The 13,220-nt window shown below is 38.6% G+C and carries 13 protein-coding genes; 9 read left to right on the top strand and 4 right to left on the bottom strand.

Annotated elements, in window-relative coordinates:
• Positions 1–55: 55 nt before the first annotated feature.
• Genes metG through EHQ49_RS12395 form a run of 4 tightly spaced genes read left to right on the top strand, consistent with a single transcriptional unit; the run spans position 56 to position 4,357 of the window.
• Entirely contained in the window at positions 56–2,095 is a 2,040-nt protein-coding gene (metG, locus tag EHQ49_RS12410; protein WP_135579897.1) for a methionine--tRNA ligase, read from the top strand.
• A gap of 4 nt (positions 2,096–2,099) precedes the next feature.
• The gene (locus tag EHQ49_RS12405) at positions 2,100–3,398 is read left to right on the top strand and encodes an adenylate/guanylate cyclase domain-containing protein (protein WP_135579895.1); all 1,299 of its coding nucleotides are present in this window, start codon (positions 2,100–2,102) and stop codon (positions 3,396–3,398) included.
• Positions 3,395–3,997, top strand: coding sequence for a phosphoribosyl-AMP cyclohydrolase (locus EHQ49_RS12400; protein ID WP_135579893.1), 603 nt, complete (start codon positions 3,395–3,397; stop codon positions 3,995–3,997). The genes EHQ49_RS12405 and EHQ49_RS12400 overlap by 4 nt, the downstream gene beginning before the upstream one ends.
• Positions 3,998–4,000: 3 nt before the next feature.
• Positions 4,001–4,357 (top strand): rhodanese-like domain-containing protein, encoded by a 357-nt coding sequence (locus EHQ49_RS12395; RefSeq protein ID WP_135579891.1) that lies wholly within the window; start codon positions 4,001–4,003, stop codon positions 4,355–4,357.
• Between the two features lie 70 nt (positions 4,358–4,427).
• Here EHQ49_RS12395 and EHQ49_RS12390 read toward each other — a convergent pair whose 3' ends face one another.
• Positions 4,428–4,901 (bottom strand): nuclear transport factor 2 family protein, encoded by a 474-nt coding sequence (locus EHQ49_RS12390; RefSeq protein WP_135579890.1) that lies wholly within the window; start codon positions 4,899–4,901, stop codon positions 4,428–4,430.
• 51 nt (positions 4,902–4,952) lie between these two features.
• Between EHQ49_RS12390 and EHQ49_RS12385 the strand changes: the two genes are divergently transcribed.
• Positions 4,953–5,474, top strand: coding sequence for an SRPBCC family protein (locus EHQ49_RS12385; protein ID WP_135579888.1), 522 nt, complete (start codon positions 4,953–4,955; stop codon positions 5,472–5,474).
• Positions 5,475–5,487: 13 nt separating this feature from the next.
• On the opposite strand, the gene EHQ49_RS12380 is transcribed toward EHQ49_RS12385, so the two are convergent.
• Positions 5,488–7,365 (bottom strand): alpha/beta fold hydrolase, encoded by a 1,878-nt coding sequence (locus EHQ49_RS12380; protein WP_135579886.1) that lies wholly within the window; start codon positions 7,363–7,365, stop codon positions 5,488–5,490.
• Here EHQ49_RS12380 and thyX point away from each other — a divergent pair.
• The 4 genes from thyX to EHQ49_RS12360 are packed head-to-tail and all read left to right on the top strand — an operon-like array spanning position 7,344 to position 11,834.
• Entirely contained in the window at positions 7,344–8,378 is a 1,035-nt protein-coding gene (gene thyX / locus EHQ49_RS12375) for an FAD-dependent thymidylate synthase (protein ID WP_244241471.1), read from the top strand. The genes EHQ49_RS12380 and thyX overlap by 22 nt on opposite strands.
• A gap of 48 nt (positions 8,379–8,426) precedes the next feature.
• Entirely contained in the window at positions 8,427–9,140 is a 714-nt protein-coding gene (locus EHQ49_RS12370; RefSeq protein WP_135579884.1) for a FecR family protein, read from the top strand.
• A complete protein-coding gene (locus EHQ49_RS12365; protein WP_135579882.1) occupies positions 9,137–10,534 on the top strand; it encodes a hypothetical protein in 1,398 nt (465 codons plus the stop codon). The genes EHQ49_RS12370 and EHQ49_RS12365 overlap by 4 nt, the downstream gene beginning before the upstream one ends.
• A gap of 10 nt (positions 10,535–10,544) precedes the next feature.
• On the top strand, positions 10,545–11,834 hold the full coding sequence (locus tag EHQ49_RS12360) for a protein-disulfide reductase DsbD family protein (protein ID WP_135579880.1): 1,290 nt from the start codon (positions 10,545–10,547) through the stop codon (positions 11,832–11,834).
• Positions 11,835–11,948: 114 nt separating this feature from the next.
• Here the strand turns inward: EHQ49_RS12360 and EHQ49_RS12355 are convergent, their stop codons facing one another.
• Positions 11,949–12,890, bottom strand: coding sequence for an NAD(P)H-dependent flavin oxidoreductase (locus tag EHQ49_RS12355; RefSeq protein ID WP_135579878.1), 942 nt, complete (start codon positions 12,888–12,890; stop codon positions 11,949–11,951).
• Between the two features lie 18 nt (positions 12,891–12,908).
• Positions 12,909–13,205: a hypothetical protein gene (locus tag EHQ49_RS12350; protein WP_135579876.1), complete on the bottom strand. Its 297-nt coding sequence runs from the start codon at positions 13,203–13,205 to the stop codon at positions 12,909–12,911.
• Positions 13,206–13,220 lie beyond the last annotated feature (15 nt).

Below are 13,220 nucleotides of genomic sequence, written 5' to 3'. Positions count from 1 at the left end.
TTTTCCTAAAAATGGGCTGAATTGGAACTTCGAATCAGGAAACTGGAATTAATCTATGTCGAAAAACATACTCGTTACAAGTGCTCTTCCCTATGCCAATGGTTCCATCCACTTAGGTCATGTATTAGAAGCAGTCCAAACAGATATCTGGGTGCGTTTCCAAAAGTTAGTTGGAAATAATTGTTATTTTTTCTGTGCCGATGATACACACGGAACTCCAATTATGATCGCCGCTAAAAAAGCAGGCAAAACTCCCGAGTCCATGATTGAAGAGGTACAGAAGGAACACTATAAAGACCTATCGTCTTTTGAAGTGTCGTATGATAACTATTATACGACAAATTCGGAAGAAAATAAAAAATACTCAGAGTCCATCTATCTTACCTTAAAGAAAAACGGTCATATCGTTGCACGAAACATTGAGCAGTCATATTGCGAACATGATAAGATGTTCTTACCTGACAGGTTCATCAAAGGGATATGTCCGAAATGTGGCAGCAAAGATCAATATGGTGATTCTTGTGAAGTTTGTGGAACAAGTTATTCTCCTAAAGATCTAAAGGATTCTTATTGTTCTATCTGTGGGACAACACCAGTACTTAAAGAATCCAAACATTTATTTTTTAAACTCCAAGACTTTCAATCTCAATTACAAACTTGGATGGAAGAAGGAAGTCGTTTGAATGAAGGGGCTCAGAAAAAACTAAAGGAATGGTTTACCTCTGGGTTACAAGAATGGGATATTAGTCGCGATGGCCCTTACTTTGGTTTTGCGATTCCAGAAGAAGAAAATAAATATTTTTATGTTTGGTTGGATGCACCTGTTGGGTATATGGCATCCGCTATGAACTTTTTAAAAGATGAAAAGAAGTTCAACGAGTTTTGGAAAGAAGGAAAGGGTGAAATTGTTCACTTCATCGGAAAGGATATTCTTTACTTTCATGGGCTTTTTTGGCCAGCAATGCTTATGGGCTCTGGTTACAAAACACCGACCCAACTCAATGTACACGGATTTTTAACTGTAAACGGTGAGAAGATGTCTAAATCAAGAGGGACATTTATCAATGCTTCCACTTTTGCGAAGTATCTAGATGTAGAACATTTTCGCTTTTATCTTGCCTGCCGTTTGGGTTCAGGGATGGAAGATGTAGATATATCTTTTGATGATTTTGTTTCTCGAGTGAATTCCGATTTGATTGGAAATCTTGTGAATTTGGTTTCCCGAGTGTCTACTTCCATCCTCGATAAAATGGATCGTAAATTAGGTAATCTTTCTGCAGAAGGAAAATCGTTAGTTGGCGAACTATTATCCAAAGAATCAGAAATTCGTGAAGCCTATGAATCACGTAACTATTCTAAGGTGATGAGAGAAGTTACAGGTCTCGGAGATAAAGTTAATAAGTATGTAAATGATTATGCTCCTTGGAATCTAATTAAATCTGATGTTGAAAAAGCAAGAGAGGTTGTAACAACTTCTCTTAACTGTGCGAAGATTCTATTCACTTATTTGGCTCCGGTAACACCGAATATAGTTAGTTCTTTGGCTACATTGTTTCAGGTGCCGAATTTAAGTTTTCTGAATTTAACCGAAACCTTAGAAAACAAAGTCCTTGGGCCATACCAAATGTTATCAAAACGTGTAGAGGAAAAAAATATTTCACTTATGATTCAAGAAACCAAAGAAGCTTTTGAAAAGGCAAATCCAGAGAAGTCTAAACCAGAACAAGGGAAAACGCAAAACTCTGATTCTGCGACTGTTTCAGAAGATGGTTTTATCACAATTGACGAACTTTCCAAAGTAGAACTTCGGGTGGGTCTTATTGTAGAAGCAAACCCTGTGGAAGGCGCCGACAAACTTCTATTTGTAAAAGTTAACCTTGGAGAAAAAGGAATCAAAAATGTTTTCGCTGGGATCAAGGCAAGTTATACGGCAGAAGAATTGGTTGGAAAAAAAGTGGTAGTAGTTGCAAACTTAAAACCTCGCCAAATGAAATTCGGCCTCTCAGAGGCAATGTTACTCGCATCAGGAAAGGAGAAAACCTTGTCTTTGTTTGTTCCTGATCGTGATGCAAATCCAGGTGATCTTTTAAAATAAACCAATGGCAACAAAGTCGGAACAAATTTTACGAGAGAAGGAGATTGAAGGAATAAAATTTAGCCTTTACGGAAAAATTTTAATCTTTTCGCTTCTTACGATTGGGACCTTCTTTGTTGCTCAGACTTTATTTGAGATATTAACCATCACCTCTATTTCCTTAGCTCTAAATCTAGTTCTCTATATTTTATCAAAGTTTTTGAAAAAAGGGAAGTTTGTTTCCTTTGTTGGATTGTTTTGTGTGGTCATTGATTTATTCATCATTACCATCCTTCCATTTATTTGGTACAATGCAGTTGGCGGTGAGTCACAAGTTCCAAGAACTTATTTAATTAAAACCTATTTACATTTTATCATTGCGGGCACTTTGGTGATGAATGCCTTTAGCATCCAACCCATATATCCAATGATTTATGCATTAGGGGTTGTTATAAGCCAAGCAGGGATTCTGGTCTATGCACAACAAGATCCTAGATTTGTAAGTACGGAAAGTTTTAAAGAGGCCTTTCTTGGACCAGCAGCCCACGTAAATAATTACATTATGTCTATGGGAATCATTGGTGTTCTTGGATTCTTTTTAGCTTTTCTTACCTATCGCGTTAGGCGAACAATATTTGCTGCTGTAAATAATGAAGTGAAGATGACTCAACTTACACGATACTTTTCGCCAAACGTAGTGGCAGAAATGAATCATGCAGAAGATGATTTTTTTAAACCTGGCGGTAAAGAAACTACAATCGCTGTTTTATTTTGTGATATCGTTGGGTTTACACAAATTTCAGAAACCCTAGGTCCAGAAAAAACCATGTCCTTACTTTCCGAATACCATAGTTTTATGTTAGATGTTGTCTTTGAACATAGAGGAACACTTGATAAGTTCATTGGTGATGGGATGATGGTTACTTTTGGAACTCCAATTCCTACTAAGGAAGATGCAACCAATGCAGCCAAAGCGGGTGTTGCTATGATAAAAGCATTGTCTCTCTGGAACCAAAAACGTGAAACATTAGGTGAGAAACCTATTTTCATTCGGATTGGAATTCATTATGGACCGGTCGTTGTGGGAAATGTTGGTGTGGAGAAACGATTGGAATACACAGTGATTGGTGATACAGTTAATGCGGCGAGTAGACTAGAGTCCTTAGGAAAGGATTTAAAAAGAAACTTTCTAATTTCTAAAGAATTATACGATCAAATTTCACTTGAGTTTCGACAAAATCTAAAAGTTAAGTCTATGGGTACACTTTCTCTTCGTGGAAAAACTAAAACTACAGAAATTCTATCTGTGGAGACAAGTATATGATCCAACTTCCCGCTGACAAAGTGATCACAATCATATCCAAACCAACACTGAATTCAAAAGATGTTAGTTTAAAAGTAATGAGTTCTCCACTTGCGCAGGAATTTGTAAGCCGGTTTGATTTTGGCAAAAAACAATTGTTTGTTGATTGTGATGAAGATGCCCTGCTTGAAATCAATCCTAAATTGGAAATTTCCGACAAACTTCTGTTATGGGAATTGGGAAGTTTGAAAATAACGGAAGGAGAATGGATTTCTTTTCAAAAAACCATTCCCCCTCTTTCCCCATTTTTAGCCCAAGACATTTCAGGGAAAGATTTGATGTTGGCTTGGGGGAAAAAGGAAAGTTTGCTTTCGGCAGTGGAATCAGGCCTTGGAACTTATTTCAGCAGATCTAGAAATGGAAAATGGGTGAAAGGAGAAGAGTCTGGCCACCTTCAAAATTTATCTGCGATTTATGTACATTCTAATCCCTTTTTCATCCAATACATTACGGATCAAATTGGCGCGGCTTGCCATACAGGTTATTATTCTTGTTTTTTTCGTGAACTTGGTCTGAATGATTCTATTTCCTTCGTCTATCCTAACAAAGTAGGAGAGTAGTTTTTGAATCGTATTGTTATCATTGTTTTAGTTGTTCTTTGTGTTATTTTTATTATTTATAAATTAAAATCGGTACTTGGTGTAAACCAAACCCAATTGAAAGAAAAAATTGATTCTGGTGCTTTGGTTGTCGATGTAAGAACCGTTGCCGAATTCCAATCTGGTCATTTCCCAGGTGCCATCAATATTCCTGTGGACCAAGTTTCAAAACGATTGGATGAATTTGGAGATAAAAACAAATCCATCATTGTGTATTGTGCTTCGGGCGGTCGCAGTGGAAGTGCCAAATCATTTTTGGAATCTATTGGATACTCTGATGTTACGAACGCCGGTGGACTTTCCAATATGCCGAATCCATAACAGGATTCATTCTGATAGAGAAACTAATCATAAACTGGTAGATTGTTTCTCTATCAAACCAACTAACATACTACATACGTTTTCGTTTCATATAAAGTTGTAATCCTGTCACAGCTTCTTTTTTTACTTTGTTACCGAGTGCCGGCCACCAACCGAGAAAATAACCAATAGGACCCATAGCCATTCCTAACCATTTCCACATAGAAAAATGATCTTTGTGAATGAGGATCTTTCCGTCTTTAAAAGTAAAGTTTGCATGGATTTTGTTTTGTACTGTCCGGCCAGTTTTACTAAAACTATAATCGGCTTCCCAATCGGCGGAACCTTTTGTGTCATCTGCTTTGATATTCGAAAATCGAATCGTTAAGTTTTGACTTTTTTCGATTAACATAAGCCACATTGCGACCGCTTCTTTCCCTTTTAAATGACCAAAAGCAGGATCTTGGAATTCGATCTCGGGATGGTAGAGAGATACCATGGTTTGCCCATCTTTGTTTTGGAAGGCAGTATAAAACTTTTGAATTATCTGTTCATTTGCATGCATTGTGGAAAAGATTATGATTGATCATTCCAAGACTAAGCAAGAAAAAAAGTTATGAAACGAATTGTTCTTTTTGCTTTTGGAACCAGTTTTTTACTTATAGGGCTTGTTGTTCTTTTTTTAGCAGTCGGTTATTTCCAAGATCCGAAATTCCATTCGGAAACCAGTGAATGGTTGAAAGCAGAACCAGAAGATATCTGGGCTTACGTCACTGATGTTCGTGACCTTCCCAATCGTCGAAAGGAAGTGGTTGCGATTAAAATTTTAGAAACTAAGTCAGATGGTACGATTACAAAATGGGAGGAAACACCGGATATGGGTGGGTATATGATTTTTGAACTTCGCGAATCCATTCCGAACAAACTTTGGAAAATAGAACTGACGGATGCTAGTTTTAAAATGCGTGGGTCTTGGACTTACACCTTGGCACCGAAAATTCCTGGAACTGTCGTGACAATTACGGAAGATTCAGAAATTACAAGCATTCCTGTAAGAGGTGCTTATTTCCTCGCCGGTCGTGATGCCACTCTCCAAAAAGAAATGGAACTCATCCACAACCGGTTTAGCGGTCGTTAGGGGAATATCGGGATTATTTTAATCCCTGGATCCATTCGTCGATCCCTTTACAAATTTTTCTAACAGTTTCCCCGTGAAAAATAATCCCAAGGTGACCTTGTTCGTAATAAGTGATCACCTTGTTTTCTGATTTGAGATCTTTGAGTTCTGTTAAACTTTCTTCTGGAACAATTTTATCAACAGTGCCAACTACGCTATAAATTGGCATATTGAAGTTGTTTAGAAAGTTTTCGGTATAATTGATTCGGCCATCGTTTGACCAGAAACTTCGTTCGTTGGAGATCTGACTTTGGAAAAATTGCATAATCACAGAGACAGATTCTTCGCAAAACACATCTTCCATGAGGAAATACCATTCGGGCGGAGTGATTTCTTTATAACCCACAAAATCTTTGATGGTTAAAACTTTCGTTCCAATATTATAACTAAAACTTCTCAAGCTGGAATGAAGGTTCAATATTAGTTTAAAGAATTTTTTTAGATCAATAGTTTGGATTGTGGCTTGCATGGAAAAACTTGCCATACTCAAAATCATATCAGAAATCATTTTGTGCGGAAGCATACTGAATCCGCGTTTCAAAGTATCTAGGCCAATAAAGTTGGATTTTAAACTAATATAGTTAGGCGAAGTAATGGAAACGATCCCAGCAATGTATTCTTCTGGTTGTGGTAAGTTGAACTCTTCTTTTAGTTCTTTGATTTTATCGTAAGAAGATACATAAAAACGAGGAATCATTCCCCCCATACTATGACCAAGAACCACTGTCCTTTCACTTGGGTAGTGCCAACGAATCCAACGCAAAATTTCTGGAAAGTCATCCTGGATGTAATTATCTACAGTCCATCCTTCTTTTTTTCCATGTTTAGGCATGGTTTGTCTTGACCTTCCTCGCATATCCATTAGGAAAACTCGATATCCATATTTAAGGGCAAGTTCTTTTGCGAGTTTGTCCATTACGGAACGTCTGCAAAAAAATCCAGGAATGAGTAAAAGGTTTTTACCTGTATTGTTTAATTTTTCAGGAGTAAAACTTTTTAACGAAACCGCATAACCATCAGTTGTTGGAATGATGAAGGATGCATCCATTCTATATTCAATGTTATATTGATGGGATTTGAATATAATCGAAGTAACTGGTTCTTTTTGGTCTTTGGTTGTGGTATAAAACAAGTTCCTCGAATTAGAAACTGTATCTGCCTTTTCAATATTTTTTTGGGCAATATAATGGTCGTTACCTGATTCCATTTCTTTTGCCACAACAAATTCAATCACATCAAACAAAGAATAAAGTTGGAGAGTGAGCGGACGGATTTTGTCTTCAGGAATCGGATCTTTGGTAATCCCCCATAAAATTCCGATTGGGTTTTCGTTTACAAAAAGCGGAATCCCGATGGCGTGGTTCATTGTTTCTGAGAGTAAAACTTTTTTCTCAGGATGGATTTCTTCCTGTTTCAAATTAACGAAGATGACTTCCGGTCTAAGGCCTTTATTGAAATCGATGATCGATTTACGAATGAATCCGGCCGACTCATTTCGCGGATCCCCTAAGTGGATGGGGCGAGATTTTTTGATGTATTCTTCGATTCCCGGAATTCGACGGCGCTCCGCAATTTCCTTCAGTTTGAAGTGAGTGGCCGTGGCCACAATTTTCATTTCATCTTGGTCAATGACTTCAAAAATCGAAAAATTAAAAATGGGATCATCGTTGAAATCTACGAGAGAAACCATCTTATTTGTGAAAGATTGCCAAATATTTTCCAAAAACTGGAACGTTGTTTTTGGGACCGGAAAAATATAGATTTTGTCCGGGTTCACCATGAGACTTTTATTGCTGTCTCGGGAGGAAATTTTGATCAAACGATCTTCCAATGAATTTTCTTCAAGTGCCATTTAGCATCCTTTCTATTTATAAGGCAACGCAGCGTTATAACTCTATTTTCGACTTTTCATATGCCTGTGAACTAAAAAATAAAGCTAATATGCAACAATCTGATTTCGAATCCATTTCAAGAGTTTCCGTTCCCGAATTAGACTCCATTTTAGGAAAACCATTTCCGGTTTTGGATGATGGGTTTGTCAGACTCGTTGATTATATGGGATCTGATGAATCAATCGTTCAAGCAGCACGCGTTTCGTACGGAAAAGGCACAAAAAAAGTAAGTGAAGACCGAGGTCTCATTCGGTACCTTATGCGCCACCGTCATAGCACTCCCTTTGAAATGTGCGAACTAAAGCTACACGTTCGTGTTCCTATGGATACCTGGCGCCAGTGGATTCGACACCGAATGGCAAATGTCAATGAATACTCTACGCGTTACTCCGTAGCCATCGATTCTGCTCAAACCACTCTGCCAGGTGAATGGCGAGTCCAATCCGTTGGAAACAAACAAGGTAGCGATGGATTTTTAGAATTATCCAAAGGCGACCACCTAACAAAAAGAGAAACTGAATTTCAGAAGTTTGCAAATGATCTTTATAATGAAAGATTAGAAATGGGTGTAGCTCGCGAACAGGCTAGAAAAGATTTACCACTTGCTACTTATACAGAGGCATATTGGAAAATTGACTTACATAACTTACTTCACTTTTTAGCACTTCGTATGGATGATCATGCTCAATTGGAAGTTCGTCTCTTTGCAAAAACTATCGGTGAACAAATTGTTAAAAAATGGGTTCCAAACGCTTGGGAAGCATTTGTCGACTACCGTTTGTCTGCCCTCAATTTGACTAAATATGACACAGAAATCATCAATGCACTCAACACTTCTGGCAAAGAAGGGGCTAAAAAGAAAGCAATCGAACTGGGTTTGTTAGACGAACAAGGTTCCACCGCTAAAAAAAGCCGAGAACGTGAGGAATTAGAGTACAAATTGAAAGGTATGGGTTTTTCAATCCCTTGGTAATTTAATCTACAACCGAATTCATAAATTCGGTTGATAAATTTTTTCCTTATGTTTGTTAGAGAGATTATGAGCCTCAGAATCTTTCTAACCCTTTCCTCCTTCATCCTAACTACTGTTTCCCTTTCTGCGGAAGAATTTGCTGTTGCAACTTTTACTCGTGGGAAGGTGAGTTTTTTATCTTCCACAGATTCCTCTAAACTTTGGAAAACTTTGAAAGTTAACGACATCCTCAAGCCAGGCGATAGAATCAAAACAGGAAACGGATCCAAGGTAGACTTCCTATACCAAGAAACGGAGATTCGCATTCAACCTAACACAGATTTTACTTTAAAAGAATGGAATTCAGAAAAAAAACTCGCCAAAGCTTATGTAGAAAAAGGGGCAGCCTGGTTTCGGGTTAGTAATTTTAAAAAAGGAAGTTTTGAGGTCTCTACTCCTACAACCACTGCTGGTGTTCGCGGAACAGCTTTTGGAGTGTTCTACGAAGAAAAAGAAAAGAAGGGATATACTTGCGTTTGCGAGGGCCTTGTTAATATCAATGGTTCAGAATTTTCTAAAAGTTCTGGTGGTGCTGTTAAATTAGGGGCCACTGAATTGGAAAAAAATGATTACAAAGAATTAATCACTAAGGATGGTGCTACCATTCAGCTCAGAGAAAAACGAAAAGATAATCCAATGTTGTCTCGTTGCCTTCCTTGTCACAAACCTGTTGGTTGGGAAGATACAAGTTTTACTCCGGACGAAACTTACGGTAAAAAGTGAAATACAATTTTCAGTTCTTAATTCTTTTATACCTCTTCACCTTTTCATTATTTGGCGAAGAGGTCGTTACAACAAAAAAAGACGAACCAGATGGTTACTATGGACTAAAACTTGGGGCCATCTTAACTCCCACAGCATCTTATCGCATCCGCGACAAAGCTTCCGGCACAACAGACCTATCGCCGTCTGACAAAGCTGGTTTTTCTATGCCATGGACAATGTTTTCAATTTCCAAAGAATGGGAAAATACCGGCATTAAGACTGAATTTTGGGGAGAAATCCTACGTAATGATGCCTTAACCAACGATACTTTGGCTGGTACTGGCAATAAATCCAATCCATATGTATTTCTGGTTAGGCGAGCAAACATCTCCAAAACTTTTGAACTTGGAAATACAAAACATCAGATTCAATTTGGAATGTTTGAATTACCACATATGTTTTCTGTATGGTCTGGAAACTATGATTGGCGTTATTTTGATAAATCACCGTTAGAGTCTTTGGGTTTTGCAAAAGATCCTGTGGATCTTGGAATTAATTATATACTCCGTTGGAAATCTTTTTCCGTTCAAACTGCTGTCGTCAATGGAGAAGGTTACCGAAATACACAAAATACAACGAACACCGGATATGATGTGATTGGGAAACTAGGATGGGAACCCAGTTGGTCCGAGAATTTAAAAACGGGACTCCATCTTTTAGGAAGGGCATCGAATGCATTTGGTTATGCGAGTGATGAATGTAGAGAAGGGAAAACAAGTTGCCTCGCCAGTGATGGAAACCCAGCCACAAGAAAACAGGGTAGTGTTTCATTGAACCAAGAACAGGTGATTGCAGTCGAGTCTCACCTTGTTTGGAAAGATATACTCAACTTGGGATTGGGAGGGATGGCCAAAAAACAATTAGGTGGTCAGATTGTAGACCGTTTGGCACCGTACCAACCAGCTACCATGGTTCCCGAATCAACCGGACGAGGAGCTTATGTTTGGGCAGGACTTGGAAATGGAACAATTCGACTTGTGGCTCGCGGAGAAATTGCCACTGGTGGTCCTGCTCCCGGACTCCGAGCGACTGAGGTTGTCGAAAGAGAACCTTGGTTACGATTCAAACCAGGTACTACAGATCCTCTTTATTCCAATCAGTCCTATTATATTTCCCGTCAAATTTTTGCCGAATGGTTTATGACTCCTTCCGCACGTTTGGCTCTGGGATATACAGAGGTTCGTTCGTATGATTCTAAGGGAGAGCCAAATAAATGGTATGTAGACAGTACCGGGGAGGCATCAAATCGTGTCGAATATATAGAACAGTTTTCCAAACCTGTTTCGCATCCTATTTCCGAATATGGAAGATTGGATCGAACTATTGTTTTGAAAGCCACAGCTACGTTCTAAGACAGAGTGTATGGTATCTGAAATCCAATCCTTTATTGAAGCCCAATTATCTTCTGGTTCATTTTCGTTTTTAAGTATTTTCTTTTTAGCACTAGGTGGGCTTTTGGCAGGACTTTTACCCTGTGTGTATCCTCTATACCCTATCACAGCTGGAATTTTAAAGTCTCGTGTTTCCAAGCACAAATGGTCTCACCCACTCGTATATTATATCGGTCTTGCAACGATGTATGCTGTATTTGGTCTTGTTGCGGGTTTTAGCGGTGGGGTATTTAATTCTTTTTTACGTTACCCAGAGACTCAACTTGTACTTTCAATTTTGTTATTCATTTTGGGTTTGAGTGTAGCCGAGTTTTTATACTTTCCCTTTTTCTCTGGTGATCTCAGAAATTCAGTAAACGTAAGTTATGCGAATACTTTCTTTTTGGGAATCGGTGCCGGCCTTCTTTCCTCACCTTGTGTTGGGCCTGTCGTTGTATCCATTCTTGTCCAACTCATTACCTACCAAACCGAAGGATTCAACATTTTGCCGATCCTTTTTACTTCTTTAAAAATGTTTGTTTTTGGTTTAGGACTTGGGATCCCTTTTTTACTCATCGGAGTTTTTGGTTTTGCTTTGCCTAAGTCCGGTAAATGGATGAAGACAATTCAGTGGATTCTTGCTCTGCTCATTTTATATTTTTCATATACTTATTTGGAAAAGGCTTTTGGACTTTGGGGTTTGGATTCGAGTTTATCAACGAAGGTTTTTCTGATTTGGACTTTGGCATTAAGTTTTCTCTACTTACAAAAGAAAGAGGGTCTTCCTTTTGAGAAAATGAAACTTTCACTGTTACAAATGGGAGTTTATACTTCGATTGTTGTTCTTGTTATACTTTTACAATCTACTGTTTATAAATTTTCGTCAGTTGCATCGGGTTTAACATTTACCGCGGCCCCGACGGAAGTCCACGGGAATTTGGAATGGAACCGGTCGAAAGGGGAAGTATACCGGATCGCTAAAGAAACAGGAAAACCGATATTTATTGATTTTTATGCAGACTGGTGTACGAACTGCAAAGAGTTTCAGAAATTGACTCTAACTCAAAAGCAATGGAATGAAACTCTCAAAAACAAAGTCGTTCTTTGGAAGGTTTATGACACAGACCCAATATTCGAAGAATTCGCCAATGATCCGAATTACCCTGAATTGAAAATCGGCTTACCTTTTTTCTTGATCCTCACTCCAGAGGGAAAGATGATTTATAAGTCGAACGATTATTTAGATACCAAAGGAATGACCGAAGCCATTCTCAAAATTTAAGTTTTAAATTCATTTTTGAAAAGTAAATCAATTAGGAAAGAACGGATATAAAACTATCCTTTTTATTTGGTGCCAAACGAATCGACCTATTTGATCGATTCGTTTGATCTTTGTTTAGCGAGGAAGATTGTTCACTGTTGCCAGGTATTCACTTGCGATCTCTTTTACAATCTCACCTGCAGGTTTCACTTCATGGATTTGCGCTACCCCTTGGCCAGCAGACCAAATATCTCTCCATCGTTTGTATTCCTGTTCAATGGCTTTTTCTCCGCCAGCATGACCCGCAGCGATTTTTTTAGGCCCGTCTTCTAAAATTTCAGGGGAACGTTCTACCGATTTTGATAACCAATTTGCCGGTATTCCTGAAATTTTTTCTGTATAAACAATTTCGTCAGGACTTGAATCAATTAACATTTGTTTGTATTCATTTTGTGCTTTGGATTCAGGTGTTGCAATGAAACGAGTTCCAATGTAAACTGCATCTGCCCCTAAAGACAAAGCTGCAGCCATTTGAGAGCCAGTAGAGATGGCACCAGCTGCGATCACGGGTAACCCTACTTCTTTTTTCAAGTAAGGAATCAGTGCGAAAGGTGTGATGGCTCCGGCATGTCCACCAGCACCTTGAGAAACAGCAATGAGAGCGTCTGCCCCAGATTTTGCTACAATGTTTGCATGTTTGAGTGTGGTCACATCGCAAAACAAAGTGGATCCATTCGATTTGATTTCTTTCGCAATGGTTCTAGGAGTTCCCAGACTTGTGATGATGAGTTCTACTTTTAAATCCATAACTACTTCAAATTGTTTCGCCCAATTAGGGTTGTGTTCTTTGTGTAGGATCAAATTGACACCTATGGGTTTTTTTGTTTTTGAACGAATTTCAAGGATTCCTTCGCGCAATTGTTCTGGCGTTCTGTAGTTCAAAGACGGGAAACAACCAATCCCCCCAGCCTCGGAAACTGCCACCACTAACTCCGGATAGGAGACAAGGAACATAGGTGCTGCGATGATCGGTAGATCAATTTTCAACATTTCGCTGATTTTTGTTTTGATTTTCATAAATCTCCTGTTATACGATTATGGTTGGGTCGGTTTTGGATTCAGATTGGGTAACTCAGCAGGATATCTTCCTGTACGAGGAATACAACTCATCGCAAAACCTTGGATAATGTAACAGATGGAATCTTTAGAGATACACTTCAGAGATTTTTGGTGTTCTTGTCCATCAATGTCCGTGGCGATGGAATAACATTCCAATTTGTCTTCCACGAATAATTCTTGGGGGGTTTTCTCTTCTTGGGCCATAAGCGTAGTAAGAGACAATAATAGGAAGGTGAGTAGGTAAAAAAATGATAGGAATCGATTGCGATTCATTGAACGTATCCTGCT

It is taken from the genome of Leptospira perdikensis (genome assembly GCF_004769575.1).
Taxonomy (GTDB): Bacteria; Spirochaetota; Leptospiria; order Leptospirales; family Leptospiraceae; genus Leptospira_A; species Leptospira_A perdikensis.
Note: the sequence above shows the minus strand (reverse complement) of the source record. Positions and strands in the feature narration are given on the sequence as shown.

Bases quoted from the DNA above. Each gene is read 5' to 3' on its own strand.
- EHQ49_RS12385 (WP_135579888.1), top strand. From the start codon at position 4,953: ATGAAACGAATTGTTCTTTTTGCTTTTGGAACCAGTTTTTTACTTATA.
- EHQ49_RS12400 (WP_135579893.1), top strand. From the start codon at position 3,395: ATGATCCAACTTCCCGCTGACAAAGTGATCACAATCATATCCAAACCA.
- EHQ49_RS12370 (WP_135579884.1), top strand. From the start codon at position 8,427: ATGTTTGTTAGAGAGATTATGAGCCTCAGAATCTTTCTAACCCTTTCC.
- EHQ49_RS12355 (WP_135579878.1), bottom strand. From the start codon at position 12,890: ATGAAAATCAAAACAAAAATCAGCGAAATGTTGAAAATTGATCTACCG.
- EHQ49_RS12380 (WP_135579886.1), bottom strand. From the start codon at position 7,365: ATGGCACTTGAAGAAAATTCATTGGAAGATCGTTTGATCAAAATTTCC.
- thyX (WP_244241471.1), top strand. From the start codon at position 7,344: ATGAATTTTCTTCAAGTGCCATTTAGCATCCTTTCTATTTATAAGGCA.
- EHQ49_RS12360 (WP_135579880.1), top strand. From the start codon at position 10,545: ATGGTATCTGAAATCCAATCCTTTATTGAAGCCCAATTATCTTCTGGT.
- metG (WP_135579897.1), top strand. From the start codon at position 56: ATGTCGAAAAACATACTCGTTACAAGTGCTCTTCCCTATGCCAATGGT.
- EHQ49_RS12405 (WP_135579895.1), top strand. From the start codon at position 2,100: ATGGCAACAAAGTCGGAACAAATTTTACGAGAGAAGGAGATTGAAGGA.
- EHQ49_RS12350 (WP_135579876.1), bottom strand. From the start codon at position 13,205: ATGAATCGCAATCGATTCCTATCATTTTTTTACCTACTCACCTTCCTA.
- EHQ49_RS12390 (WP_135579890.1), bottom strand. From the start codon at position 4,901: ATGCATGCAAATGAACAGATAATTCAAAAGTTTTATACTGCCTTCCAA.